The sequence below is a fragment of the Microbulbifer variabilis genome, from assembly GCF_052468405.1.
The window spans coordinates 3243784-3270261 of record NZ_CP174343.1 but is presented as its reverse complement, the minus strand read 5'-3'; the positions used below and the strand labels follow the sequence as shown (position 1 = coordinate 3270261).

At 49.8% G+C, this 26478-nt stretch carries 21 protein-coding genes; 14 read left to right on the top strand and 7 right to left on the bottom strand.

The annotated features are described in order from the left end of the window. Position 1: 1 nt before the first annotated feature. The 10 genes from rlmH to ACJJJB_RS14850 all read left to right on the top strand — a co-directional run bounded on the left by rlmH (position 2) and on the right by ACJJJB_RS14850 (position 11820). Positions 2 to 478, top strand: coding sequence for a 23S rRNA (pseudouridine(1915)-N(3))-methyltransferase RlmH (rlmH, locus tag ACJJJB_RS14895; protein ID WP_445365092.1), 477 nt, complete (start codon positions 2 to 4; stop codon positions 476 to 478). 121 nt (positions 479 to 599) lie between these two features. Further along, positions 600 to 2492 (top strand): penicillin-binding protein 2, encoded by a 1893-nt coding sequence (gene mrdA, locus ACJJJB_RS14890; protein ID WP_026304987.1) that lies wholly within the window; start codon positions 600 to 602, stop codon positions 2490 to 2492. Continuing rightward, positions 2485 to 3630, top strand: coding sequence for a rod shape-determining protein RodA (gene rodA / locus ACJJJB_RS14885; RefSeq protein WP_020412460.1), 1146 nt, complete (start codon positions 2485 to 2487; stop codon positions 3628 to 3630). The genes mrdA and rodA overlap by 8 nt, the downstream gene beginning before the upstream one ends. Positions 3631 to 3674: 44 nt before the next feature. Further along, positions 3675 to 4685, top strand: coding sequence for a lytic murein transglycosylase B (gene mltB / locus ACJJJB_RS14880; RefSeq protein WP_020412461.1), 1011 nt, complete (start codon positions 3675 to 3677; stop codon positions 4683 to 4685). 152 nt (positions 4686 to 4837) lie between these two features. Then, on the top strand, positions 4838 to 5704 hold the full coding sequence (locus tag ACJJJB_RS14875; RefSeq protein ID WP_020412462.1) for a septal ring lytic transglycosylase RlpA family protein: 867 nt from the start codon (positions 4838 to 4840) through the stop codon (positions 5702 to 5704). Positions 5705 to 5952: 248 nt separating this feature from the next. Beyond that, complete coding sequence (locus tag ACJJJB_RS14870) at positions 5953 to 7098, top strand: D-alanyl-D-alanine carboxypeptidase family protein (RefSeq protein ID WP_020412463.1); 1146 nt, start codon at positions 5953 to 5955, stop codon at positions 7096 to 7098. A gap of 177 nt (positions 7099 to 7275) precedes the next feature. Next, a complete protein-coding gene (locus tag ACJJJB_RS14865) occupies positions 7276 to 7557 on the top strand; it encodes an HP0495 family protein (protein WP_282952549.1) in 282 nt (93 codons plus the stop codon). After that, positions 7557 to 8261, top strand: a complete 705-nt coding sequence (gene lipB, locus ACJJJB_RS14860; protein ID WP_353375976.1) for a lipoyl(octanoyl) transferase LipB — start codon at positions 7557 to 7559, stop codon at positions 8259 to 8261. The genes ACJJJB_RS14865 and lipB overlap by 1 nt, the downstream gene beginning before the upstream one ends. Beyond that, the gene (gene lipA, locus ACJJJB_RS14855) at positions 8254 to 9237 is read left to right on the top strand and encodes a lipoyl synthase (RefSeq protein ID WP_020412466.1); all 984 of its coding nucleotides are present in this window, start codon (positions 8254 to 8256) and stop codon (positions 9235 to 9237) included. The genes lipB and lipA overlap by 8 nt, the downstream gene beginning before the upstream one ends. 867 nt (positions 9238 to 10104) lie before the next feature. Beyond that, the gene (locus tag ACJJJB_RS14850) at positions 10105 to 11820 is read left to right on the top strand and encodes an AMP-binding protein (RefSeq protein WP_445365091.1); all 1716 of its coding nucleotides are present in this window, start codon (positions 10105 to 10107) and stop codon (positions 11818 to 11820) included. A gap of 102 nt (positions 11821 to 11922) precedes the next feature. Here ACJJJB_RS14850 and ACJJJB_RS14845 read toward each other — a convergent pair whose 3' ends face one another. The 3 genes from ACJJJB_RS14845 to ACJJJB_RS14835 all read right to left on the bottom strand — a co-directional run bounded on the left by ACJJJB_RS14845 (position 11923) and on the right by ACJJJB_RS14835 (position 15411). Next, a complete protein-coding gene (locus tag ACJJJB_RS14845) occupies positions 11923 to 12213 on the bottom strand; it encodes a DUF1540 domain-containing protein (RefSeq protein ID WP_020412468.1) in 291 nt (96 codons plus the stop codon). Between the two features lie 178 nt (positions 12214 to 12391). Further along, positions 12392 to 12919, bottom strand: coding sequence for a GNAT family N-acetyltransferase (locus ACJJJB_RS14840; RefSeq protein ID WP_445365090.1), 528 nt, complete (start codon positions 12917 to 12919; stop codon positions 12392 to 12394). A gap of 152 nt (positions 12920 to 13071) precedes the next feature. Beyond that, a complete protein-coding gene (locus ACJJJB_RS14835; protein WP_445365089.1) occupies positions 13072 to 15411 on the bottom strand; it encodes an autotransporter outer membrane beta-barrel domain-containing protein in 2340 nt (779 codons plus the stop codon). Positions 15412 to 15859: 448 nt separating this feature from the next. On the opposite strand from ACJJJB_RS14835, the gene arfB reads away from it, so the two are divergent. Both arfB and ACJJJB_RS14825 read left to right on the top strand, forming a co-directional pair. Next, the gene (arfB, locus tag ACJJJB_RS14830; protein WP_020412471.1) at positions 15860 to 16273 is read left to right on the top strand and encodes an alternative ribosome rescue aminoacyl-tRNA hydrolase ArfB; all 414 of its coding nucleotides are present in this window, start codon (positions 15860 to 15862) and stop codon (positions 16271 to 16273) included. Positions 16274 to 16388: 115 nt separating this feature from the next. Next, the gene (locus ACJJJB_RS14825) at positions 16389 to 16997 is read left to right on the top strand and encodes an HD domain-containing protein (protein WP_444946218.1); all 609 of its coding nucleotides are present in this window, start codon (positions 16389 to 16391) and stop codon (positions 16995 to 16997) included. A gap of 32 nt (positions 16998 to 17029) precedes the next feature. Here ACJJJB_RS14825 and ACJJJB_RS14820 read toward each other — a convergent pair whose 3' ends face one another. Continuing rightward, complete coding sequence (locus tag ACJJJB_RS14820) at positions 17030 to 17653, bottom strand: DUF2799 domain-containing protein (protein WP_020412473.1); 624 nt, start codon at positions 17651 to 17653, stop codon at positions 17030 to 17032. A gap of 908 nt (positions 17654 to 18561) precedes the next feature. Here ACJJJB_RS14820 and ACJJJB_RS14815 point away from each other — a divergent pair. Further along, on the top strand, positions 18562 to 20124 hold the full coding sequence (locus ACJJJB_RS14815) for a M28 family peptidase (RefSeq protein WP_444901044.1): 1563 nt from the start codon (positions 18562 to 18564) through the stop codon (positions 20122 to 20124). A gap of 382 nt (positions 20125 to 20506) precedes the next feature. Next, complete coding sequence (locus ACJJJB_RS14810) at positions 20507 to 23128, top strand: TonB-dependent receptor plug domain-containing protein (protein ID WP_445365088.1); 2622 nt, start codon at positions 20507 to 20509, stop codon at positions 23126 to 23128. Positions 23129 to 23267: 139 nt separating this feature from the next. Here ACJJJB_RS14810 and ACJJJB_RS14805 read toward each other — a convergent pair whose 3' ends face one another. The 3 genes from ACJJJB_RS14805 to ACJJJB_RS14795 all read right to left on the bottom strand — a co-directional run bounded on the left by ACJJJB_RS14805 (position 23268) and on the right by ACJJJB_RS14795 (position 26426). Next, positions 23268 to 23999, bottom strand: coding sequence for a glycerophosphodiester phosphodiesterase (locus tag ACJJJB_RS14805; RefSeq protein WP_020412476.1), 732 nt, complete (start codon positions 23997 to 23999; stop codon positions 23268 to 23270). A gap of 192 nt (positions 24000 to 24191) precedes the next feature. Next, positions 24192 to 24704, bottom strand: coding sequence for a flavin reductase family protein (locus ACJJJB_RS14800; RefSeq protein ID WP_020412477.1), 513 nt, complete (start codon positions 24702 to 24704; stop codon positions 24192 to 24194). 99 nt (positions 24705 to 24803) lie between these two features. Next, positions 24804 to 26426: an FAD-dependent oxidoreductase gene (locus ACJJJB_RS14795; protein ID WP_444946221.1), complete on the bottom strand. Its 1623-nt coding sequence runs from the start codon at positions 26424 to 26426 to the stop codon at positions 24804 to 24806. Positions 26427 to 26478: the final 52 nt, after the last annotated feature.

Genomic DNA, 26478 nt, shown 5'->3' with positions numbered 1-26478 from the left:
GGTGAAGATCCGAATTCTTGCCGCCGGGGGGAAAATGCCCGGCTGGGTTCAGGAGGGATATGCCGAATACGCCAAGCGTTTGCCCCGCGAAATATCCTTGGAAATGGTGGAAATTCCTCTTGGGCAACGCGGCCAGAAAAGTTCTGCAGCGTTGATCGAAAAGGCGCGGAAAAAAGAGGGGGAGGCAATGCTTGCAGCCCTCGGTCCGCGCGATCATGTAGTGGCACTGGATGTGAAGGGCAAACCCTGGAGTACCGAGCAGCTTTCTGGTCAGCTGCGCGACTGGCAACTGCTGGGAGAAAATGTCAGCCTGCTGATCGGTGGTCCCGATGGCCTCTCCCAGGAGTGCTTGGCAAATGCACATCAGCGCTGGTCCCTGTCACCACTGACATTGCCACACCCTCTGGTTAGAGTGGTTTTGGCAGAGCAGGTTTATAGGGCCTGGACACTTTTGGCGGGGCACCCTTACCACAAGTAAAGTGTTTGCGATGAATGGCGGAGAGATTTGCCAATTCGAGTTCTCTCTCCGTACATTCCCTGTGGTAATGTAGGCGATTAGACTTTTCGCGCGCCAGTCAAATTCATTCAAATAAATTCTAATGCCTCACGACCATCACCTTAAGGACCCACACACGGAGCAGCGGTTATTTCGCAACCGTATGTTGGTGGCTATTGTCGGTGTGATCGCCTTACTGGCTGTTCTGGTAGCTCGTTTCTATAACCTGCAAGTTGTTAATTACGACGATTACCGCACCCAGTCCGATGAGAACCGTATTCAGGTGCGCCCGGTGGCTCCCACACGGGGGCTGGTTTACGACCGCAATGGAATATTACTGGCTGACAACAGAGCCAGTTTCAACCTTTCTATTGTCCGTGAACGAGTGCAGGATCTGGACGCAACCCTTGAATTAATCGGTCATTTAATTCGCCTCGAAGATAGCGATGTGTCTAAATTCCGCAAGCGCATGAAGCGCCGTCGGCCGTTTGAGCCGGTGCCTCTCCGCTTTCGTTTGAGCGAAGAGGAAATCGCACGGATAAGCGTTAATCAGTTTCGTATGCCCGGCGTTTCAGTGCAGGCCGAATTGGTGCGCTATTACGCGCTGGGGGATTTGTTTGCCCATAGTGTTGGTTATGTAGGTCGCATTAGCGATCGCGACCTGAGTAACTTCACTGAAGAAGACGTGCGTCTCTATCGCGGTACCAATAGTATCGGCAAAGTGGGACTGGAGCGCTCTTACGAGAAAACCCTGCTCGGTGAGGTGGGTTATGAAAATGTGGAGATCAATGCGCGGGGAAGGGTATTGCGCGTATTGGAACGCCAGGATCCCAAGCCCGGCGCCGACTTGACCCTGCACCTGGATGCGCACCTGCAACAGGTGGCTTCCGATGCACTGGGAGATCGCCGTGGGGCTGTAGTGGCGATCGATGTTAACACCGGTGGTGTTTTGGCATTTGTCAGCAAGCCCTCCTTTGACCCAAATCTGTTTGTAACCGGAATTAGCTTTGCCGATTATCGGGCCCTCAGCGACTCACTTGATGTGCCGCTCTTTAACCGCGCAGTGCAAGGACAATATCCGCCCGGCTCAACCCTGAAGCCATTAATGGGGCTTGGAGGGCTTGAGGCGGGACTTATCACTCGCGAGACCAAAATCAAGGACCCGGGTTTCTATAAACTGCCGAATGATCCTCGTATATATCGGGATCATGTCCGCTGGGGGCATGGTGAAAAGGTGGACCTGATCCAGGCGATGGCACAGAGCTGTGACGTTTACTTCTGGGATATGGCACACCGCTGGGATATCGACGGCATGCACGACATTGCAACCCACTTTGGCCTGGGCTCCAAAACCGGTATTGACCTGCCGATGGAGCGTTCTGGCCTTTTCCCCTCTCGGGACTGGAAGCGCGGTGCGCGAGGCATGCCCTGGTTCCCGGGGGATAGTCTCAACGCGGTGCTGGGACAGGGATTTGTACTGGCCACTCCGCTACAGTTGGCAGTTATGACCGCTACTTTAGCGAATCGCGGTACTCACTATCGTCCCCAGATAGTGAAAACCATTAATGGGGCCGAACAGCCTCCGGAAATACTGCACAACCTGGAAGCTCATCCGGATAATTGGGATCTGGTATTTGAGGGGATGGATGCTGTAGTTAATCGAAGCTATGGCACAGGTAAGCGAGCTGGCAAAGATCTGGATTTTCGTGTCGCTGGTAAATCAGGTACTGCCCAGGTGGTGGGTATCGCCCAGGGAGCTCGCTATGACTCTGAGGCGCTACAGGAGCGTCATCGCGACCACGCGCTGTTTGTGGCCTTTGCGCCGGTGGAAAAGCCACGTATCGCTGTTGCGGTATTGGTAGAGAACGGTGAAGCCGGTGGTGGGGTGGCTGCGCCGGTGGCTAGGGAATTATTTGCTGAGTGGGTGCCGCGAACCGAATCAGCAGTCAATACGACCGCAGATGTAAGTTTTTCTGAGGGGGCGGATAATGGCTAGCCGTGATTTTTCCCACCGGCTGTCCGATGCACATGGCAGCCTCAGGAAGCCGGTAAGCCTGGCTCGTCGCCTGCATATTGATGTGCCCTTGTTAGTGCTGCTATTGGTGTTGGCTTCGGTTGGCCTGGGAGTGCTTTTTAGTGCTTCCGGTGGAGATATAAACTATGTGCGGCGCCAGTCTATTTTTATGTGTCTGGCATTTGTGGGCATGTTTATTGTTGCCCAGATACCCTTGGATTTTTACCGGCGTTGGTCGCCATGGGCTTATTTAGGGGGCTGTGCCTTGCTAGTCGGGGTGCTGCTATTTGGCACTGGTGCGAAGGGTGCGCAGCGCTGGCTGGAAATTGCCGGCTTCCGCTTCCAGCCATCAGAAATTATGAAGTTGGGGGTGCCGATGATGGTGGCTGCATTCTTGCACCAGCGTGCGCAACCACCATCTTTGATGACTGTTTTTGGAGCCTTGGCCATTGTGGCAGTGCCGGCTGCGCTGATTGTGCGCCAGCCGGATTTGGGCACTTCAATTTTGATTGCGGCCTCAGGCCTGTTTGCACTTTATCTCGCTGGTTTGAGCTGGAAAATGATTGGTGCTGCGGGCTTGGGTGTTCTGGTTTCGGCTTGGCCGATCTGGCAGTGGGGCCTCCGTGACTATCAGCGCCAGCGAATCCTAACTCTGCTCAACCCCCATGATGACCGCTTTGGCGCAGGGTGGAATATTTTTAATTCCAAAGCTGCTATTGGTTCGGGTGGCGTCTATGGCAAAGGTTATTTACAGGGAACTCAATCTCAGTTGGACTTCCTGCCGGAAAGCCACACCGACTTTATTATTGCGGTACTGGCGGAGGAGTGGGGTATGCGCGGTGTATTGTTGCTGCTATTACTCTACGTCCTGGTTATAGCGCGTGGCATTTATATCAGCTTTATGGCGCAACACCTATTTGGTCGCCTATTGGCGGGGAGTATAACGCTCACTTTTTTTGTCTATGTGTTTGTAAACATTGGTATGGTTACAGGATTACTGCCAGTGGTGGGGGTACCCTTGCCAATTATCAGCTACGGGGGAACCTCACTGATTACCTTGATGGCAGGATTCGGTATCCTCATGGCTGTAGGGACAGAACGGCGCAGAGTGCATTTTTGAAAGTTTGCGCTGACCATTAATAACTGGATGTGTAGAGACGCGAGATGAAGACAGGAGCGGTCGTTTTGAAGTGGACCTCGGGACTATTGGTTGGGATGGGGCTGGCCCTGGCCGCCTGCGCACAGGAGCCCGGTCATGGTGACAATGCGGATGCACAGAAATTCGTAGAGTACATGGTGGAAGAGCACCAATTTGACCGCAAAGAGCTGCAGGAATTAATGCGTGAGGCCAAGCGCAAAGACTCGATACTCAAGGCAATCAGGCGCCCGGCTGAAAAAGCCAAGCCCTGGTATGAATACCGCAAGCTATTTCTGACCCCACAGAGCATCGCCGGTGGTGTTGATTTCTGGGATAAGAACAAGGAAGCCCTGGCTGAAGCCGAGAACAAATACGGTGTGCCGGCTGAAATGATCGTTGCCATCATCGGTATCGAAACCCGCTACGGTGGCAATATGGGAGGCTACCGGGTGCTGGATGCGCTTTCTACACTGGCTTTCAATTACCCACGCCGCTCACAGTTTTTTACCAAAGAGCTGGAAAATTACCTGCTTCTGACCCGGGATCAGGAAATGGACCCCCTTGCACTTAGGGGCTCCTATGCTGGTGCAATGGGGTACGGGCAATTTATGCCTTCGAGCTACCGTGCCTATGCCGTGGACTTCAGCAATGACGGCAAGGTGGATATCTGGAATAACACTACTGACGCTATTGGTAGTGTGGCTAACTATCTAGCCAAACATGGCTGGAAACCCGGTGAGCCGGTTACCGTGCTGGCGAGCCCGCGCCCCAATGCGGATATGACAATCGTCAATGACACCCTGTTGCCAGAGTGGACTGTGGGAGAGCTGGCAGAAAAAGGCTTCAACGCGACGAGTCAGGTTGCTCCGGAAATGCCGGCAATTGTCTTCTCCCTGCAGACAGAGCAGGGCAAGCAGTACTGGTTGGGGCTCAATAATTTTTCCACCATTACCACTTATAACCGCAGCCGCCTCTACGCTATGGCGGTAAATGAGTTGGCTCAGGAAATCGTCAAAGCGCGTGGAGGGAAATCCTAGGCAGAGCTTAATAGCCGCATACCGGCAAAAACTGCCAGTATCGTGGAACCAATGGCGCCACCTGTAATCAAAAACTTTCTATTTTATTAAGTAGTTTCAGATAATAGCGGCTTGGAGACGGCAACTAGTGGTTGCCGCGCGCCGGGGGGATTATGTTTCAGTGCAGTTTGCGGCGTGGGGCCCTCCTCGCCGCTTTATTCTTGATGGCCTGTGGGGGGCCGCAAACCCAGCCGGGTAAGCAAGCCGATTCAGATTTCGACAGCGTTGAGGATAGTGGTCCAGCAGCCCCGGTGGATATGCTGGCTACACCTGAGCCAACTCCTGTACGCGAGCCCATTGGCCCAGCCGGAAACAAATCTCCCTACAAAGTAAGGGGCGTTACTTACCATGTGCGCAGTGCGGTCAAAGGTTATAAGGAGAGGGGCCAAGCCTCCTGGTATGGCACCAAGTTCCATGGCCGCCGTACTGCCAATGGGGAAATCTACAACATGTACGCCATGTCCGCGGCGCACAAAACTTTGCCACTACCCAGTTATGCCAAGGTAACCAACCTGGATAATGGCCGCAGTATTATTGTGCGCGTAAATGATCGTGGCCCCTTTGTGCATGGGCGTATTATCGACCTAAGTTATACTGCCGCTCAGAAGTTGGGGTATGTGGATAAGGGGATTGCACGGGTTGAGGTAGAAGCGCTGGACCCGGCCTCTCTGCCTCCTGTGACTGAAACTATACTGGCCGGTGACGTTACACGTAGCCTGCCGCAGGATACGACGATTCAGTTACCGGAAAATACCTTTCTTCAGGTTGGTGCATACCGTAATGCCAGCCAGGCGGAGAAGATCCGTGCACAGCTGACGGCTTCAATTGACTATCCTGTTTCTGTCAGTCCTGTAACGCGTAGTGGCAAGACATTTTATCGGGTGCGTATTGGGCCAATTTCTCAGCAGAGGGCTCTGGCTACCGCTCGGGAAACCGTGCAGAAGAACCAGTTGGGTGATCCCCAGGTGGTATATGAATAAATAGCCAAGTCTGATGTTTCAACGAGCCCTGCACTAGGCTCTGGCAGTCAGCGACCGCTACTATAGGTGACGGTCAGTTGAATAGCCGTTTACAAAATACTGCGCAATGGCGCGAATTTTCTTGTATTTTGTCAACATTCCTGGCTGACGGCATTTGGTGACAGACCATGGTCGTGTATTAATCTTTTAAAATGAATATTGGGTTAACAGCCAGCCTACGAACACGAGGATTAACGAGACTCTCACCTATGATCACACGGATTATCGCCTGCTCTTTCCTGTTGCTTTGTGCGGGCCTGGCCCAGGCGCAATCACTCATTCCGGCTCCGCCCCAGCTGGCGGCCACCTCATACCTACTTGTGGATGCCAATACCGGCCAGGTGTTGGTAGAGCACGAAGCGGATAAAGAGGTGCCCCCCGCTAGTCTTACCAAAATGATGACGGCCTACATTGTCTCGGAAGAGATGCTCAAAGGCAGTATCAAAGAAGATGACAAAGTGCGTATCTCCGAGAAGGCCTGGCGGAAGGGCGGCTCGAAGATGTTCGTCAAGGTTGGCGACCAGGTTCCAGTTATGGACCTGATGCGCGGAGTTATTATTCAATCCGGAAACGACGCCAGTATTGCCCTGGCGGAGCATGTCTCTGGTAGTGAAGAAGTGTTTGCTGAGGTAATGAACCAGCAGGCAGAACTTCTGGGTATGGAAAATACCAATTTTGTTAATGCCACTGGCTGGCCCGCTGAAGGGCATATGACTACTGCCCGTGATCTGGGCATCCTGGCCCGCGCGCTGATCGCCAATCACCCTGAGCACTACGATATCTACTCTGAAAAGTATTTCAGCTATTCCGGTATCAACCAGCCCAATCGCAATCGCCTGTTGTGGCGTGACTCTGCGGTAGATGGCATCAAGACCGGTCACACTGAAGAGGCCGGTTACTGCCTGGTGGCCTCTGCGATGAAGCGTGGTATGCGCTTGATTGCAATCGTGGTGGGTACTGACAGTGACGAGAAGCGGGCTTCGGAGACTCAGAAGCTGCTAGCTTACGGTTTTCGTTATTACCAGACCCACAAGGTGTACGGCCAGGGTGAAGTCCTGCAAACCGAGCGAGTGTGGGGTGGCAAGGAGCCCAACGTTGGTATCGCAGTGGAGAAGGATATCTTTGTCACTATCCCCCGCGGTGGTGAAGAGGGTATTAAAGCTGATCTGATTGTTGATGGTGAGCTGGAGGCTCCGATTAAGAAAGGCCAACCAGTGGGCAAAGTTGTTGTGACTCTGGATGGCCAGACAGTTGCCGATGTGAAAGCCGTAGCGGCGGAGGATGTGGAGCGCGCCGGTTTCTTTAAGCGGATGTGGGATTCCATCAAGCGCTTCGTGATCAGCTTCTTTAACTAACTTCACCAAGCTTATGAGATAGGGGTGGCTGTTAGCCACCCCTGGCCAGCTCCCCGAACTCTCTGCCTACTTCCCCCTGCCACTCCCTGTCCACTGCACACTGCTCGCTGTATAATCGTCGCCCGGCTGTGCCTAAGCTTCTTCTTAATACCTGACAGCCGGACCTCGGAGAGTGGTATGAGCCAAGACCCCAATCAGCAACCCCCGAAAATTGAGTTTCCCTGCGAAGACTATATGGTCAAAGTGGTGCGGGATGCCAATGACCAAGCGCACGAGTTTGTACTGGAAGTGATGCGTCGCCATGCCCCCGGGCTGGATGAAGATCGAATTACCCTGCGCGACAGTAGCACCGGTAAATTCACCTCAATGACATTCTTTATCCTCGCTACCGGTGAAGATCAGCTCAAAGCTCTGTTTGAAGAGTTGAAAGAGCACCCAGCGGTGCATATGGTGCTTTGATGACCGTTGTGCGCAACCTCGCCAAGCGAGATTACGAGACCGTCTGGCGCGCGATGTCTCGCTACACTGACCTCCGCGATGAAAATAGCTCTGATGAGATATGGTGTGTGGAGCACGAGCCTGTATTCACCCAAGGACAGGCCGGCAAAGCCGAACACCTGCTGAATACTGGGGATATCCCGGTAGTTCAGGTGGATCGTGGTGGGCAGGTTACCTATCACGGCCCTGGGCAATTGGTAGTTTATCCACTTCTGGATTTGCGTCGGGCCAAAATTGGCGTACGTGACCTTGTGACGGCACTGGAGAGCGCCACTGTCGCGATGCTTAAGGCCTTTGGCATTGCTGCCGCCCCCCGCGCTGATGCTCCCGGAGTGTATTTGACTGAGGGCGGCCCCCGCAGTGGTAGCAAGATTGCTTCCATTGGGCTGCGAGTACGCCGTGGTTGCAGCTTCCACGGTATTGCCATCAACATCGATATGGACTTGGCCCCCTTCCACCGGATTAATCCTTGTGGATACGCAGGTATGGAAATGGTGCAAATGGCCGAGTTACTGCAAGAGACACCTACTTGGAAGCAAGTGGCAGAAATTTTTGTGTGCGAATTGTTGCGCACGCTCGAGCTGCCTTCAGCAGAGTGGCAGCCACTAGACGAACACACTTTGGCGCAACTGAGCGCGGAACAGCAGGAATTAAGTAATGGCTGAAAAACCCGATCTGGTGCCGGTAAAGCGCACCCGCCGCCTCCAGCAGGGGGAAAAATTACGCGACGGTGATAAGGTCGAGCGTATCCCAGTCAAGGTAATTGCCAGTGATACCGTTTTGCGTAAGCCGGATTGGATTCGTGTAAAAGTCCCAGCCTCCAAAGAGGTGGACCGTATCAAGAACATATTGCGCTCGCAAAAGCTCTCCACAGTGTGTGAAGAGGCAAGCTGCCCAAATCTTGGGGAGTGCTTCAGTGGTGGTACAGCGACCTTTATGATCATGGGGGAGATTTGTACGCGCCGCTGCCCATTCTGCGATGTGGGCCACGGTAAACCCAATCCCCTCGATCCGGAAGAACCCAAAAATCTGGCTGAAGCCATTGCCGCCATGAGCCTGCGCTATGTAGTGATCACCTCGGTGGATCGTGATGATTTGCGCGATGGCGGTGCTGAGCATTTTGCGGAATGCATCCGTGAATCTCGCCAGCTGTCACCAGATCTGCAGGTGGAAATCCTGACTCCGGATTTTCGTGGCCGCATGGATGTTGCGCTGGATATTCTAGAGAAGGAGGCACCGGACGTATTTAACCACAACCTGGAGACTGTGCCCCGTTTATATCGGGAATCCCGTCCTGGAGCTAATTACAAATGGTCCCTGAAGTTGCTACAGGAATATAAAAAACGCCGCCCGGATGTACTAACCAAGTCTGGTTTGATGGTGGGCCTGGGTGAGGAAAAGGAAGAAATCTTCCAGGTAATGGATGATATGCGTGAGCACGATATCGATATGCTCACCATCGGCCAGTATTTACAGCCGAGCAAGGAGCACTTGCCTGTACAGCGCTATGTCCACCCGGATGAGTTTGAAGAATATCGCCGCTATGCAGAACAAATCGGTTTCAAGCACGCAGCTTGTGGCCCGTTGGTGCGCTCTTCTTACCATGCGGATAAGCAGGCACACGGGGAGAAGGTAGGCTAGTGCAGACCAGGGGCAAGTGAAAATTTTTCATTTGCCCCTGGTAAATCTTTTGACTGAATACCTCTAAAGCTGTTTCTCTTCTTTTCTTACTTAAAATTCCGGACAGCATCTGTAAACTGTTAGAGTTTGTAGTTCACTCCTTCACATGCTTTCTTCTGTTTTTTCGCCTCTTCGTTTTCTAAGGTTTTATAAGCTATATCAATGGGCGTTTTATTTGGGGTAACAATAGTAAGAAATTTGATATTAATGTCTTTTAAAGTTGTGTATAGGTTTGTCTCTCTGTTTTAAATTGTTTATCAATTTGTACAGGTTTCTATCCTGGGAAAAAATTTAACATTTGTATGGCGGCAGGCTGCAAATATTTACACCATTTAGGGGTGCTCTAAAATTTGAAGTTTAATGTTTAAAAACATGTTGATTGCCTTATTAACTAGTGGCTCGGTTTCCTTAACTTCAGTGCTGCCGTTGCTAATCGTACAGTTGCCTAAGTCGACAAGTCACAGATTATTTCAACAAAGTTATTGAGACTTCAATTTGGCGAACTTTCCTACCTACCTCACAGACTGATCAGTCTAATTTTATCTAATAAAAAATAACTGTTTTTAGGGTGGCACAAGGAATTGCACTAACCGCATATCTTCAGTAACTTTGGATGAATAATAAGGATAAGAAGATTCTGCCTTTCTTATGTGTTGCGACTGCCATACCTTAGTTCTGGTCTTAGCCAGGGCTGACGATAGTGGTAATTTAGTTCTAAACGGTAACTAGGGTAAATACTCTGGGCGCAACATACTGCACTGATATGGTACTTAGGTGCAGTAATAACACATCAGATCACAATAAACACAATAATGAGTGAGGAAAGCGATGACCCCGGAAGAACGATACGAAAAGGTGAAAGGCCTCCAGCCTCTGGAGCTCCTCTATAAGAGAGAGGCCGAAGAGCCAGAAACAGTATTTCTCCGCCAGATGCAGCGGCGTCAATGGCGAGAATACACATGGTATGAGGTGATGGACAAAGCCCGAAGGATTGCGGGTTACCTGCTTAGCCAATTTGAGCCTGGGGATCGTATCGCGATCCATGCCAAAAACTGTGCAGACTGGATTATCGTGGATGTAGGTATCATGCTGGCGGGGATGGTGAGCGTGCCCCTATACCCTGGGCAGTCTGCGTCTTCCATGTCCTACGTCTTGCAGCACTCTGAGTCAAAACTACTTTTCTGTGGTGCCACGGATAATAATGCTGCATTGCAGGAAGTTGCAGACTCTCTACCGAGTGTAGCGATTCAGCGTTGTGAGATTCATTGTGATCAGGAACTCGAAGCGGTTATAAACGCCAGTGCACGTTACGAGGAAAGCCCGGTATTCGATGAAGACGATCTCTTTACCATTATGTATACCTCTGGAACCACCGGTAATCCGAAGGGGGTTATGCACACCTGGTCTTCAGTAATTTTTGTTGTACCAAATATGATTCGGGGTTACGGGTTTAATGAGGCTGATCGTGTTCTCTCTTATTTACCACTGGCCCATGCTGCAGAGCGTATCCTGGTAGAATTTCACTGCCTCTACTCGGGTACCCCGGTGCATTTTCCCGAGTCCCTGGATACGTTCCTTGAGGATTTGCAGCGTACTCGACCCACGATGTTCTTTTCAGTCCCCAGACTATGGACCAAGTTTAAAGAGGGTATAGATGAAAAAATTCCACCAGCATTACAAAATGTTTTACTGCGCATACCAGGATTGAGCAGCTGGCTAAAAAATAAGGTGCGTACAGGTCTTGGTCTGGACCAGGCGAGAATGCTGGTAACAGGAGCCTCGCCTATTTCTATTGAGTTGTTGCGCTGGTATGAGCGTATGGGAATGCAGATTGCCGATGGCTATGGCATGACAGAAAACTTTATCTATGGTTGCTTTGTATTGCCGGGGGAGGAGCCAGTACCGGGTACGGTAGGCAAAACATACCATGGCTGTGAGTTGAAGATTTCTGATGAGGGAGAAATATTATTCAAGAGTGGCTCCCTCATGAAAGGCTACTACCTGGAGCCTGAGAAAACAGCGGAAGTTATCCGTGACGGCTATTACCATACCGGAGACTCGGGCTATATTGATGGGGATGGGCTGTTACATATTACCGGCCGAATTTCTGAGACTTTTAAAACCAGTAAAGGAAAATTTATTCAGCCCAGTCGCCTAGAGGGGCACTTTGGGAATGAGACACTTCTGGCGCAACTTTGTGTGCTTGGTCATGGAATGGATCAGCCGGTAATGTTGGCAACACTATCTGAAACTGCAGAAAAAATGCCTCGTACCGAAGTCAATGAACAGCTCCAAAGAATATTGGAGACAGTAAATGAACGCTTGCCTCATCACGAACGCATCAAGACTATATTTATCTGCAAAGAGGAGTGGACTCCACTAAATGAGTTCTTAACTCCCACCTTGAAGATTAAACGTAAAGTATTGGATGCCCACTACCAGTATCTATTTAAGCAGTTTGCAGATATGGAAGGTATTGTGTGGGAGACACGAGATAGTGATAGCACTCAGAAAACAAAGGCTGATTTGCAGGCGGTGAATTGAATTTGGCTAAGACATAAACTTAGAAGCCAACATATATATGCAAAAAAGCCCGGCAATCTATTATTGTCGGGCTTTTTTTACGAATGACTTTCGATGATCAATTTAATGAGTGTAACTCAGGCAGTTGTTTGTGTTGCCAGTGTGGCCAACTTCAATACTTTCAGCGGAGCATTCGAAATCGTCATTGAACTTACAGTCTTCCATTTTGCATGCGCCAACGCCGGCAGTGCGAGAGCTGCTAGTATGTTTCGAGTTGGTAAAGAATGTATCGCAGTCGGGATCTGTCCCGTGGCCAATAGTGATAGCTCTGGCATGGCAGCCATCGTCAGCATTGTAGGCACATTGAGTGGCGGCACACCTGCTGACTTCAGGCATATCTGTCGCGATAATCATGGCTGTCTTCTCCTGGTTGGTAAAAGGAGACTAGCCCAGCTTTCGGGTATGTCAACGAGAAACCTTAGATATTGTAAGGTAATAGAGAGGGGCACTCTTTTCTGTAAGAGAGAAACTCTTCCAGGAAGCGGGCCTGACAATAACAGTCAATAACTTTCTTATATGAAACAATCTGTTGCTATGCCTTAGAGCAGTTATTCTCAGCCTCCCAGGCCATTAGCAGTAGTTCCTCTGTCTCTCCGGGCAATGTGATCCTCTTTTCAGTTTTGAGTCCGATTTTTTCCAGAAGCTTTATTGAGGGCGTATTATCTGGTCGAGTGATTGCGACAATACGCAACAGGCCTAAGGCTTTTTGGCCGTGGAGCATTATGGCCTGTGAGGCCTCCAGTGCATAGCCTTTGCCCCGGTACTGCGGCAGGAAAGCGAAGCCGATATCCACATCATCTAGACCATTACGCCTGATCAGGCCACAGATGCCGATTGCAGTTCCATCTTTGAGCTCCACTTTATAAAGGCCAAAACCATGCTGTCGGTACATAGACACGGGGCCGTTCTCGATATATTGGCGAGCCTGCTCAAGGTTACGCACACCTCGATCACCAATATTCTGTAAAAAGTCGGAGTCGTTGAGCAGGTTGAGCATCAGCTCTGCATCATCATGTCCTAGCTCGAGTAAAACCAGATTGGGCGTTTTAATTTGGAACATTCAGGGCGCACAGTTATATTGAGTTGAACGCTTATTTTGCCTTGGCAGTCAGCAGTTGGCGAGAGTTGAGTCTGGCTGTTTCGAAGAAGGGCGTGGAGAGAAGAGTGTGCCTCCCAGTTGGGAGGCACATAAACATAAAGGCTATCGCAGGACTAGAAGCGGTAGGTTACGTTGACGGAAGCCGACTCTGCCGTTGGGCGAGAAGTCACATTCGCGCTCAGTGCAATAGACTCAGCGGCTTGCCAGCGAATACCGGCGATCAGGCCCATACCGTCGTCGAACAGGCCCTGATCTACGCTAGAGTAGCTGGGCATGGCATTCATATTGCCCGCCATGGACTTAACACCAACTTCCAGAGTGTCTTCGTCGGTACCACGAGTATCTTCATACCAGAGCTGGGCGTAGGCGTTAACGGTATTCCAGCTCTTATTGGCAAAGGCGCCAAAACGCATGGTGGTGTAACGACGTTCCTGGTCTCCATAGTTCATACCCAGCGGGTCAAACTCGTTGCCATTCAAGTCGCTATAGGTGAAGCCCTCAATCGCGTCTTCGGTATAGCCATCCACTTCCATAGTTGCACGAGTTAAACCAACAAAGGGGCCGAACTGGAAGCTGGAGTAACTGAACAGATTGGCACCTGCAGTTAAACTCAGGGTGGTGTTTTCTCCGGAAGTATCTCCTTCCAGTTCTGAGGAGAAGCTATTGCCAAGAGCCAGGGCGCGGTTCACCTGGTCGAAGTCCACGTCCGTCAGGGTGGCGCTACCTTCTACGAAGAAGATATCGTGGTGGAAGCGGCCGAACAGGCTGTAGTTAGTGGAAGTGGACTCGATATCGGAGCGGGCGTTGTCCACATCAATATCGGAGCGGCTCACTGCCAAACCTAGTTCGAGATTGTCGCGCAGGGCGTAGGTCATTCCGATCAGGTTAGCATTGCTATCTCCGCTCATATCTGCGGCAAAACCGTTATCGTAATCAATGTCACCGAAGACGCTGCCCACAAACACGCCAGTTTGGGCTTGGCTATAACGAACACCGGCCAGGTTTTCATCCAGGCTGTTGGTGTGAGTGCGGGCCGCCTGGGCACCGATATCAGGCAACTGACCGGCAACCTGGGCCGCGTTAACGATAGCGGTGTAGTAGTCGGCGAGTACCTGCTGACCAACTTGCGTCGGGTGTACTGTATCGTTGAATATCAGTTTGGAGGCGTCAGCAGTATCCTGGCTGATTCCGTAAACCGGGTGCTCAATACATTCACCACCGCTACCGTCGTAACAGTACTGGCTTTGGTCGAACTCAGCGGAAAGGCCCAGCTGGCCGGCGTTTTCCAGTGCCACCTTGAGCAAGCCGGCCTGATCGACCATCAGCACGCCATCAATATCTTTGGCTTGTGCTAGCAGGCTGGCGTTAAAGGCTTCGGAGGCTGCGCTGGCTTGCTGTAAAGAAGATTCCAGCTTTGCATCAGCCTGTTCCTGAGTCATGAGGCCTGCTTCTACAGCAGTATTTAAATTAGCGGTAATCTTTGCATAAACAGCAGGTGTCTTACTGATATCGGGTACATTGGATACCAGAATATAGTTGGCGCCTGCACCAGACAGGGCTCCGGCTGCAGTTGCCAGCATGGCGGAAGCTATACCGATTTCAGCGGTAGCTTCTTCAATGCTCATCTCACCGGCAGCGAAACTACTAAAACCACTAAGCAGATCATTGCCGCCGCCATTGACCCAGTAGAGGGCATTGGCATCAGCTGTTCCAGAGGTGGTTTCCAGGTAACCACGGCCTAATGGGTGTGGGTTTCCAGAGGTACCGGTGGAGGCAACAATCGCTTGTAATGCCTGCCCGGCTTCATTTTTGGCTGCTTCCGCTTGCTTTCCAAGATCAACTGCAGCGGCCAAATCACCTTGTAATTGTGCAGTTTTCGCTTTAATTGCCAGTTGCTTAGCTTCTTCCTGCTTTAGAAGCAGTAGGCCCAAAAGCTCAGAATCTGGGTAGGCTGGACGGCCATCAGCTCCGACATGAGGCATCAGCGCACTGAGGACGTTGTGTCGGGCTGGGCTATCTTGCAATCCATTGGCTTCAAGGAAAGCTAAATAGTTCTCGGTGCCAATCACATTCATTAATACATCAGCAGCTTTGTGGCCACCTACAGCCCAAACACTACCGGCATTAAGCGCACCGCTGGTAACTTGCATTGAAACTGAGTCTTCAAGTTCCGCAGGGCTCAATGTTGGATCAACAGCTGGTAGGCAGAAAGGAGATTGCATTCCAGAGCAGGAAGCAGTCACAGGGCCCAGCCCCAGATTTTGAGAGAGGATGTTGATGGCAATATCGTTGGCATCACCACCATTGGTAAATACGTCGTAGTTGCCTACGTCGGTCAGACTGTCACCAAAGGCAATAACCTGGCTGAAAGCTGATTCCTCTGCAAAAGCAGAGGCGCTGGTCATGGTCGCAAGTGCAATAGCGGCCGCGAGGCTGCGCTTGACGTTGGGCATGGTTTTCTCCTAGTCGCGGTAATCGCACACCCAGAGGAAACATCGGGAGGAATCCAGAGGAAACAACGGTGTGCGTCTTTATTTTTTTTGTTCCTGTACCTCAAGGAAGCGTGGCAATACTAGCGGATTTGACCCAGACAATAAAATAAGTCACGGGCAAAGAGGCTGGCTGCTTGGTCACTTTAGGGATGAAGTGGCCTTGAGAGACACTCTACAAAAGTGGCGCAATAGTACTGGATGATTTTTTTTTGGTAAATACATCCTAACTTTAAAATTACTCACCTCGTTCTCCACATTGCACTTTATTTGCGTGAAGAGTCCTAAGGAGGTAAATAGGTACACTTGTATTGTACTTGTATTTTTTCTATCGCCAGGAGTTAGCTTAAAATGCACAGGTATGCAAGGACTTATCACTTGCTGATGTGTTTGAATTGAACTTAAAGGTGAAATGTTGGGCACCCGGCGACGAATCCAGATACCTCAGGATGAAATTCAATTGAGTGCTGTGCGTTCACAGGGCGCGGGAGGTCAAAATGTTAACAAGGTATCCAGTGCTATTCATTTGCGCTTTAATATCTATGAATCCTCGCTGCCAGAGAATATTAAACAGCGGCTTCTGCAAATAAGAGATAGGCGGATCTCCTCTGATGGCATTGTAGTAATCAAGGCCCAGACTTTCCGTACCCAGGAAAAAAACCGAGAGGATGCCCTCTCTCGGTTGCAACAGCTAATTGAGCAGGCTGCTGAAGTTCCAAAGCGGCGTATTCCTACCAAGCCCAGTCGCGGAGCAAAAGAGAGAAGGCTGCAAAGCAAAAATCGACGCTCTCAGGTAAAGGCGATGCGAGGAAAGATCAAAGAATAAGTTCACTTGTCAAAGTTTTTTTCATCGTTGATTGTGTGCAAAATTAATACTGCATGGCTATAGAATTGATTATTTTGAATTGAATTTAATACCTGTTTTTTCGCTAAATAGCCATTTGAATAAGAAATATAAACAAAGGAATTTTATGGGAGAGATTGAGCAGATTCTTGATTTCTTGATAGAGGTGGAAAAATTGAAAAGTGTTTTGCGTCAAACTCGGCCGGTCGGAATCAATCGTCGTGAAAATTCAGCTGAACATAGCTGGCATGTTTGTCTAGCTGCGCTGGCGTTAAAAGACTATGCCAATGAGGAGGTTGATATAGATCGAGTTATCAAAATGTTACTGATTCATGACCTGGGCGAAATAGATGCTGACGATAAGATTATTTATTTTGCTGAGACTGATAAGCAAAAAGCCAATGAGAAACAGGGGATCGAACGCTTATTGGCTAAGTTGCCAGATGGCCTAAAGGCAGAGTGTCTGCATTTGTGGCAAGAATTTGAGGCTGGTGAAACAGCAGAGTCCCGGTTTGCTCGGGCGATTGATAGGGTGCCACCACTATTGCAAAACTGCCATAATGAGGGGCACACGTGGAAGGAATATGAAATAAGTAAAAGCCAGGTATTTTCCCTAAATAGCCGAATTGGTGCGGGTAGTAAAGAGCTATGGGGAGTAATAAAGGGGAAACTAGACAGTGCAGTAGAGAAAGGCTTCCTAAAATAAGACGCCTTTCACTAATGAAAATTACCAAGTTATTAGTGGTAAGGTGAGCTTGCAAGAACATCCTGGTACTCGGCTTGACGCTGGCCTAAGGCAAAAAGCAGGTCATTAATTTCAATCCCCAGCTCAGTGTGGCGTATTTTTAGTCGGGCAATATCTGCTAACAAGATAACCCTTTCATCCCGACTGGTTTCATCAAGCACAATAAGAGCGCTCATCTCCGTAATGTCATCAAGGATGTGCTCACGCTCCAATTCCAGGTCGTGAATTGTTGCTTCGAGCTCTTTTACTGCGTTGTGCGCTACGAATATATCCTGGCCGGCCTCGTAACCGCGCAGGAACAAGCCTTCCAAGTCGGCTGGGCATACCCCATTGTAGTTTTCTCCAGAGCGCCCCTCGGCAAAGCCGCGCAGCTCTGTGCAAAATAGCCCTAACCCCTCATCGCGACCACTGCGATAGGCACCGGTATTAAGCTGTACACCATGTTTCGCGCAGGCTTCACGACGCCGGCCCATATACCCTAAATCCTTGCCCGCTGCACCGTCCTCAAAGCCTACTGCTTGCCAATCCGCCATTTGGCACTCATCTTTACTCATTGTGGCGCAGCCCGTAATCAGAAGTGAGAGGGAGGCGAGAAGGATTCCATATCTTAACTGCACAGTTGCTTCCTGTTGTCTGGTTGTTAATAGAGCTTACTGACTGGAACCTGACTGTAGGCTGAAGATATGAAGAAAACCTCTGGCAGATTATTTTAAGGGTGGGCTTGGTGGTCTCAGTAGAAGAGTGGGGTAGAGCGGTAGCTCGCCTATATCGTTCTTCCAGGTTTCAAGCGGAGATGTAGCGTCAGGGGTTTATTCAAGTTGGTTGTTACGGAGTTAGTCCATTGTCCGTATTGGTGTTGCCGATTGTCCTGGAATTAATAAGTGTCAATATGCTTTGAGTGCATCTTCACTGTCAGGTAATGGAATGTAGCAGAAGAGTTGCTTATGCAATTTCAATAGTCGTTAAATTTACTTCTCTCTATTGAATGCCTCGTCTCAAAGTAGTAGGTCACAATAAGTCCCCATTTTATCTTGCCAATCTCGTTATATTCGAAGAAGTTTTACTTTTCGCTTATTGAGTATATTTTTTTACAGCAAAGATTTCATGATATTTTTTATGAGATATGCCTAGTTCAAATTGCTATTAGTGGGTTTTTTATATTCTTATTTTTTTTATCTTTTATCTTTCTTAAAATTTATGATTTATTTTTTGGTGATTACTGCTAAATTATTTCAGTATTTGTTTGTATGTGTTACGGTTTTAGTTGCCAGCTATTCGAGTTGGTTTTACTTGGCTCCTCCGCGTTTTCAAAATTTGAATAATAAAAATAAATCTGGATGACCTGTAGTATTTCCTTTTAAGTCAGGTTGCGTCTCCAAATTCAATAATTTGTATGTTATTTGAATGTTGTTGGTTTTCGGCATTGCTGTTTGTGCAAGATTTTTGCATGGGTGTACGGTGCCCGTCTGTGTTTTCTTGGGTTTTGCCGATTTGCGCAGGGGGCTAAATCAATGTGGAGAAGATAATGAAAAAAATGATTCGTACATCGCTAATAGGGTTCCTGGCAGTGCCTGGTATAGCCTTGGCGCAGGAGTTGTGGATAACCATTGGTAGTGATGGCTATCAAACCCTGAAAAAAAATAGTGCATTAATGTCAAAACAGCCGCTGGTTGCACAAGGAGAGCACAATGATATAACGATATTAAAGGTAGATGAGGGTAATTTATCCGATATTTCTACCATTATGCATAATAGCCACAATCGCTGTGGTGGCTTTATGGTACATGAATCACTGGAGGAGGCGCAGGCTGCGCAGCTTTCACCGCTAGTGAGTACGGTAGAGAGTGTTGCCAGTTATACGATTGATAATGCGGATGTGGTCAGTGCATTACAAGGAAAAATCTCAGAGGCAAATATTCGCTCGACTATTGAAACCCTGTCGAGCTTTACCAACCGCTATTACACAACGACAACCGGGGTGGATGCTGCCGAATGGATTCGGGATAAGTGGCAGGATCTAACCAGCTCAAGAAGTGATGCTTCAGCGCAACTTTACAATCACAGCTGGGCCCAGCCCTCAGTTATTCTCACCATTCAGGGACAGACAGATCCCGATGAGATAGTGGTTTTGGGGGCCCACCTGGATTCAACAGTAGGGTTTGGCACCGGGGAGGGTACACGAGCACCGGGTGCCGATGATGATGCTTCGGGTATTGCAACTTTGACCGATGTGATTAATGCAATAGTAGTTTCGGACTATAAGCCGGCAAAAACTCTGGCATTTATGGGGTATGCGGCTGAAGAAGTTGGGCTGCGTGGTTCCGATGATATAGCTACAGATTACAAGAACCAGAATAAGAACGTGATTGGTGTGCTACAGCTGGATATGACCAATTACTATGGTTCGAATAGCGATATTTATATTATCGGTGATTACACCAATGGTGCCCAGAACACATTCCTTAAAGATCTGGTGCAAACCTATCAGGGTGGCCTCAGTGTCGGCACTACTAACTGTGGTTATGCTTGTTCTGATCACGCTTCCTGGCACGATCAGGGGTATGCGGTTTCCTTCCCTTTTGAGGCGACTTTTAATGGTTCTAACCCATATATCCACACTGTAAATGACACTCTTGCTAATAGTGGTGGAGATGCCAATCATGCCGTGAAATTTGGCAAACTGGCGGCAGCCTATGTGGCGGAACTGGCCAAGGGGTACATTGGCAATGATCCTGGCCCTGACCCCGATCCAGATCCTGACCCCGACCCCGATCCAGGCCAAGAGCAGACCCAAAGCTTCTCGGGCAACGTGTCGCGAGGTGGTGAGGAGCACTACGGGGCATTCAGTGTGACGCCTGGCACAAATTTTGTTGCGGATATGACGGGAACAAATGATGCCGATTTATATGTGCGTTTTGGGGCTGCACCCACCTGGCGTTATTACGATTGCAGGCCCTACGAAAATGGCTCTGATGAGAATTGTACTTTACAGGTGCCAAATGGTGATAGCGAAGCTTACATCATGGTTCGAGGCTATAGTCGTCAAACGTCCAGTTTTGAATTGAATGTAACCCATACCCCGCAATAATGGCGAGTGGCCTGGGAGTGTTTCTTCTCTGGGTATGTGAATCCTATCAATAATATTTACTGGAAAATTGAAAATTTGACACACCTGGCAGCAATGACCATTAGTCAGGTGTGTCAACTATTAACATAAATAAATTTAAACGCCATGAGTTTTGGTTTCCAGAGTAACTGTTGTCTAATCAGGCGAGGGAAAATGTCAAAAATTGAGAGACTTTTAGCACTGACGCGAAAATTTTCAGAGATAAGGGTAGGCTGATATATTCCCATAGCAAAAAAGTGCTCTGTAGGTCTCAGTGCGCGCAAGAATAATACTGCTCATCACTATTCAAGGTTATCCAGTGGTGTGCTGTCCAAATTAATAATGAAAAGAGAGGACGGGCAACATGCAAACCTATTTGCTAAGACCTTTGTCGCTGGCAATCGCTGTCGTACTTACGGCTCCAGGCGTCTTAGCCCAGGAGCAAAGCGAGCAGCCCCCGGCTGTCGATGACCGGGCGATGGAAGAGGTGATTACTACCGGTACACGCAAGGAGGGTGTCTCTCCCACAGAAACTCTGTCCCCAGTCGATGTGGTCGGTGGTGATAAACTGGCTGATCAGGCCAGTTTCGATCTGACAGAGTCTCTGGCAAAAATTGCCCCTTCCTTTAATACCCAGCGTTTCCCAATTGCGGATGGAACAGCATTTATTCGTCCGGTGACCCTGCGCAACTTATCTCCGGACCAGACACTGGTGCTGGTTAACGGTACACGTAGACACCGTTCAGCCCTTGTAAACTTACAACTTGCTCCGCTGGGAACGGTTAACCAAGGTGCTCAGGCTGTGGATTTTTCTACGCTGCCATCTATGGCCATAGAAAGGATAGAAGTACTGCGTGATGGCGCCTCGGCCCAATATGGCTCTGACGCTATTGCCGGAGTAGTGAATATTATCTTAAAGGATGATGCAGAAGGTTTCGGCTTTTCTGCACAAACTGGTGAGTATTTTGAAGGAGATGGGGCTCGTAACAGCTTGGCGGCCAATGCAGGCTTTAATCTCTGGGATAAGGGCTTTGTCAATGGCACTGTGGAATATTCCAAGGCCGATAAAACCTGGCGCGGCGTCGCTCGTCCTGATGCCGAGTTTGTCGGATCTGTGGTTGGAGAGGACCTGGTGCCGCTCGACGGGCTTGGCCAGCGCTGGGGTGATCCAGATGTGGAGACATTGAAATTTTTTGTAAACAGCGGCCTGGATATTAATGATGATGTCGAGCTGTACGGAAATTTTGGTTACTCAACCAACGAAACTATTTCAGACTTCTTCTATCGTGGCCCAGTACTTGACCCGGAACATCAATTTACCGCTCGCGGTACTTTACAGGTGGATATGCCCAGTGATCCTAATGACCCTGGAAGTGTCGACTATTTGCCAGATCCGGCACCACAGTCGTTGATTGATTACATTATCGGCCAGGGGTTAAACCCATCCGATTATTTGGTAGCCGATAATTCCAGCCCCAGTGGATATGTGTTGCGCAACCCCATCTACACCCAGTTCCCTGGCGGCTATAACCCCCAGTTCGGTGCAGAAATTCATGATATTTCCGCCGTGGTAGGTGCTCGAGGCGAAATGCAAAATGGACTGACCTGGGACCTGCGCGCGCGGGTTGCGGAGAATGAGGTGGAATATGTACTGAAAGATTCTATAAACCCTAGCCTCGGTTTATTGTCGCCCACCAGTTTCAAGCCGGGCACTCTTACCCAGGAAGAGTCCAGCCTTAATGCGGATTTTGTGAAACCTGTGGATTTGGCTTTTTTAGATTCGCCGCTTAACGTGGCCTTTGGTGCTGAGTGGAGAGAGGAAACCTATTCAATTGGCGCAGGTGATTCTGCTTCCACTGAAGTGGGCCCGACTGCGGCCCATTTTGGCGTCGGCTCGGATGGATTTCAGGGTTTCCCCACTGAGGCTGTCGGCAGTTACAGTAGTGAGAGTATTGCCGCTTATATTGACCTTGAAGCGGACGTAACTGATGCACTGACGCTAGGTACGGCACTACGCCTTGAAGAATATGATGAGTTTGGGTCTACCTCTGACTGGAAGATCTCAGCCCGCTATGACATCAATGAGCGTTTCGCCCTAAGGGGTACTGTAAATACTGGTTTCCGCGCGCCTACTCCCGGACAGGTAAACACCCTGAATGTCACGACAACTGCTGATTCCAGCGGTAATCTGATTCCGAATGGAACATACCCGGTGAGTCACCCGGTTGCTATGGCATTGGGCGCTGCAGAGTTAAGTCCAGAGGAATCCACCAGCTTTACCTTGGGGGCGGTTTTTTCACCGTTCGATAACACCAGCGTTACTGTCGATTACTACAACATCGATATTGAGGATCGGCTGGCCTTGCGCAACAATGCGATTGGTGATGCGGAAGTTGAACTCCTTCAGAGTGCGGGAGTTGAAAATGCGGCACTTCTGAGTGGTAGTAATGCGAACTATTTTGTCAACGCTTATGACTCTGAAATTTCGGGTATCGACTTGGCAGTTACCAGTGACTTTGAGGTGGCTGGCAATTTGTTAGTGGTAGATTTACGCCATAATCATAACCAGCAGGAAGTGAGTAATGTTGCAGAAAACACCATCAATGCCTCCAGGGTTTTTGACCTGGAAAACCAGGTGCCCAGTGATCGCACCACACTAACGTTGGATTTTGATACCGGAGATATATTCAGCGGTTATTTACGTCTGAATCGTTATAGCAGCTGGGAGTCAACAGGGGGGCTGTTTGGGCCGGGTGATGCTTCGGATACCTATAGCTATGGCAGCGAGATACTGGTGGACCTGGAGGCAACCTTCACGCTCTATGAGAATTACAAAATTGCCATCGGTGGTGAGAATATCTTTGATGTACAGCCTGATGACGAACAGGATGGAACCCTGCAGTTTCTGGGCGTAGACCAGGCATTGACCTCGCCTTTTGGTTTCAACGGCGGCTTCTGGTATTTACGTGCTAGTGCAGAGTTCTAAACAGTGGAAGTAAATAGTCTTTGGCTACTTTATTTTGTTAAGAGCTATACGTCGTAAGAGGCCATTGAAAGAAATAAACCCGGCACTTTTGCCGGGTTTATTTGTATGGTATTACATGAACGGCATACCAAATATTCTGTTAGCAAAGTGCGCTGCTGGCGAGAACTCGTGTGTTGAAATCCAGTACTATCTGCGGTTCATCGGTGAAAACCCCGTCTACACCTAGTGCGGCCAGCATTGCCAGGTCATTAGGGTTATTAACAGTAAAGACATAGTTTTTGAGTCCCCGCTGTCCGGCATCAGCCAGTAAATCTGCACTAATAAAATCCAGGTTGGTGTGTAGCGAATATGCTTGTAATGGCGCGGTACAGGCAGCTAAATCAAGGGGTACACCACTAATTAACACCCCACGGCGTACTTCGGGTAATAGGCGCAGGCATTCATACAGCTGTCTGTGATCAAATGAGGAAATAATATATTGATCGAATGTAGTGCCTTTTTCAGTGACAAAACGCCGTATTTCCTTTGCCAGTAAGGAAGCGCAATTGGGGCCTTTAATTTCAATATTTAACTGTGCGCTGCCGCCGACCAGTTCCAGTACTTCCTGAAGTGATGGAATAGTATTGCCACAAGGGAGGGGTCTTTCTCTCAAATCCTCTGGGCGCATCTCAGTAATTAGCTCACTGCCCGGGATTAGGCGTCCCAGGCGCCGATCGTGCTTTACTAGAAGTTGGCCACCCACATTCCAGATATCAATTTCAATACCCCCGACTGCCATTTCCAGTGCGTGGCCAATAGCCTGCAAGGTATTCTCGCTGGCTCGCCGCTGGTAACCGCGGTGTGCAAAGCAGAAGAGAGTGCCTGGAGTCATTACCTTTGAGTCCAATCAGTAAATTTTGAGAGCCTGCCACTAAATTATTACGAGGGGGTTATGCCGCCACCAAAGTTTATCGAGTCTATTGACCTGTAAGTATAAAAAAAAATTTTTTATAGCGCCAAGGTATGAAAAGAGGCCAAAGTAGCTCTCCGGAAAGTGCCTTGATAACTAAAAGCAAACGGATAATTAATCGCCAGCCAAGGCGCGATAGCGGCCGCGATGAAAAACCAATGGTTCGCCGCCGGGGGCGGAAAACTCCAAAACTTCGCCCAAAAGGATGGTGTGATCGCCACCTTCGATACACTGCACACGGCGGCAGTGGAAGTAAGCTGCGCACTCGTCCAGACGGGGAATGCCATTGGGTCCTTCATACCAGTGTACCTGGCCGAACTTGTCGGCCCCGCGGCCAGCAAACAGGTTGGAGACATGCTGCTGGTCTGCACGTAAAACATGCACTGCAAAGTGTTCGCGAGTGGTAAATGCTTCATAGCCAAGAGATTGCTTGTCAATGCTCCAGAGTACCAACGCTGGATCCAGGGAGACAGAATTAAAGCTGTTTGCGGTCATTCCAGCAGGTTGGCCGTTAATATCCTGGGTAGTGATGACGGTGACACCTGTGGCGAATTGACCCAAGGTATCGCGCAAAAGGCGGCTTTGTTGGGTAGATGGGGTGATGATGGGGCTTCTTTCTGTCGTCATACGGAGCTTGCTTGTACAAAATCTGTGCTAGCCGACCATTTTACGGCAAAAGCGTACTTATTGCGCGCTTTGCCTCCAATACTAGCGAAAGAAGCTCGGTTAATGGTTTGTGTGTGGAGGGCCGTCCATGATTGGCACGCATTCTTCACAGAGGCGGTCACGCGCTGAGATTGAGGAGCCGGTCAGAGCAAAACCACGTAGCTTGCCTGACGGATCACGATACTCGGCACGCACACCTTCAGAGTCTTCGAAAACTTGCCAGCGGCCTTCAGTATTGGGTTGGGGAGGGCACACAGTGGTGGGGTGCAAGGTGGTTTTTACTGCAACCGGAATGGCGCCGTAGTTCACGGGAGTCGCTTCGCCGCTCAAGGTTTTTGCCAAGGCGCGGGCACAGGCTATGAGAGGTGCCACAAAAAAAAGTTGGTGGCCGTCCACCTCGGCACAATCACCGAGTGCAAAGATATATTTATTACTGGTCTGAAGGTGTCGACTGACGCTAATACCGCGCTCGACCGCGAGTCCAGCGGTTTCTGCCAATCTTATATTTGCCTTCAAGCCCAGTGCCGCCAGGGCGATATCCCCCTGAATTGTTTCGCCGTTAACGAGTTGAGCTTCCAGCCCCCCGGAAGTACGCTTGAGGGCTTGAACAGATGAGCCAAAGTGGAAGCGTACCCCGTGCTTTTCCAATGCCCTCTGCAGGTCACGTCCAGCTTGTTCCGGCAGCAGTCTCCCAAGAGGCCAGTTAAGTGGTTCTACTACCTCTACGGCAAAGCCAGCCTGCACCAAGTCGTTAGCAAATTCGCATCCGATTAGCCCAGCACCGATAAGAATCACCCGCCTATGGCCCACCAAGGCTGTGCGGAAACGATGATAATCTCCCAGGTTATTGATACGGAACAAGTGTGATTGGGCGTCACCTTCGATGTGGGGAATAGGAGGGCAGCAGGCACCGGTGGCTAATACCAGCCGGTCATAGTGTATTTCTGATATATGCTCGCCAGTCTCCTGGTGGAGAGTAAGTGTTTTGTCTTTTGGGTTGATTTCGGAAACCCGGGTGTGCACAAGAATTTCCGCATCTAGTTCTCTGGCCATCTCCTCAGCGCTTATTTGGCTCAGTTGCTGGGCGGTTTTGCCGTGAGATAGGGAGGCAGATAGAAGGGGCTTGGAGTAGAAGGCGCCATCATCTGCAGTAATCATCAGCATGGGAGTGTGGTTGTCCAGCTTGCGAAATTCCCGCGCCAAATTATATCCGGCAAGCCCTGTGCCGAGGATTACCAGAGGCTCTCCCGTATTCGTGATTGGTTTTGCTGAGCTGGTCTCCACTGATACAGAGGAGACCAACACCATGTCAAATTCTTCTTTACTGACCCCGCATTGGGGGCAGCTCCAGTCTTCAGGAATATCCTCCCAGCGGGTACCGGTGGTGATTCCCTCTTCAGGACAACCCTTGGATTCATCGTATACCCAGCCACATACCATGCACTCCCAGATACGGTAGGTGGCTGTAGATGTTGATGGTGAAATGTTACTAGGGCGGGTGATACCTGTAGAGACTTCGCGCATTGCAAACTGGCTTTTGCTGGCACCGCATTCCGGGCAGCACCAGTCTTCAGGTATCTCCTCCCAGCGTGTGCCTGGCGCTATGTTGTCCTCGGGCCAGCCCTTAGCTTCATCATAGATCCAGCCACAGTTTTGGCATTCCCATACGCGATATTCAGACATAACGCTTCCCTGCTCGAGCCTGGGCCCCGGCTATGGAAGGACACCGGGGCTG

Bases quoted from the DNA above. Each gene is read 5' to 3' on its own strand.
- arfB (WP_020412471.1), top strand. From the start codon at position 15,860: ATGTTGGGCACCCGGCGACGAATCCAGATACCTCAGGATGAAATTCAA.
- ACJJJB_RS14850 (WP_445365091.1), top strand. From the start codon at position 10,105: ATGACCCCGGAAGAACGATACGAAAAGGTGAAAGGCCTCCAGCCTCTG.
- lipA (WP_020412466.1), top strand. From the start codon at position 8,254: ATGGCTGAAAAACCCGATCTGGTGCCGGTAAAGCGCACCCGCCGCCTC.
- lipB (WP_353375976.1), top strand. From the start codon at position 7,557: ATGACCGTTGTGCGCAACCTCGCCAAGCGAGATTACGAGACCGTCTGG.
- ACJJJB_RS14815 (WP_444901044.1), top strand. From the start codon at position 18,562: ATGAAAAAAATGATTCGTACATCGCTAATAGGGTTCCTGGCAGTGCCT.
- ACJJJB_RS14810 (WP_445365088.1), top strand. From the start codon at position 20,507: ATGCAAACCTATTTGCTAAGACCTTTGTCGCTGGCAATCGCTGTCGTA.
- ACJJJB_RS14865 (WP_282952549.1), top strand. From the start codon at position 7,276: ATGAGCCAAGACCCCAATCAGCAACCCCCGAAAATTGAGTTTCCCTGC.
- rodA (WP_020412460.1), top strand. From the start codon at position 2,485: ATGGCTAGCCGTGATTTTTCCCACCGGCTGTCCGATGCACATGGCAGC.
- mltB (WP_020412461.1), top strand. From the start codon at position 3,675: ATGAAGACAGGAGCGGTCGTTTTGAAGTGGACCTCGGGACTATTGGTT.
- ACJJJB_RS14795 (WP_444946221.1), bottom strand. From the start codon at position 26,426: ATGTCTGAATATCGCGTATGGGAATGCCAAAACTGTGGCTGGATCTAT.
- ACJJJB_RS14800 (WP_020412477.1), bottom strand. From the start codon at position 24,704: ATGACGACAGAAAGAAGCCCCATCATCACCCCATCTACCCAACAAAGC.
- mrdA (WP_026304987.1), top strand. From the start codon at position 600: ATGCCTCACGACCATCACCTTAAGGACCCACACACGGAGCAGCGGTTA.
- ACJJJB_RS14805 (WP_020412476.1), bottom strand. From the start codon at position 23,999: ATGACTCCAGGCACTCTCTTCTGCTTTGCACACCGCGGTTACCAGCGG.
- ACJJJB_RS14835 (WP_445365089.1), bottom strand. From the start codon at position 15,411: ATGCCCAACGTCAAGCGCAGCCTCGCGGCCGCTATTGCACTTGCGACC.
- ACJJJB_RS14875 (WP_020412462.1), top strand. From the start codon at position 4,838: ATGTTTCAGTGCAGTTTGCGGCGTGGGGCCCTCCTCGCCGCTTTATTC.
- ACJJJB_RS14845 (WP_020412468.1), bottom strand. From the start codon at position 12,213: ATGATTATCGCGACAGATATGCCTGAAGTCAGCAGGTGTGCCGCCACT.
- ACJJJB_RS14870 (WP_020412463.1), top strand. From the start codon at position 5,953: ATGATCACACGGATTATCGCCTGCTCTTTCCTGTTGCTTTGTGCGGGC.
- ACJJJB_RS14840 (WP_445365090.1), bottom strand. From the start codon at position 12,919: ATGTTCCAAATTAAAACGCCCAATCTGGTTTTACTCGAGCTAGGACAT.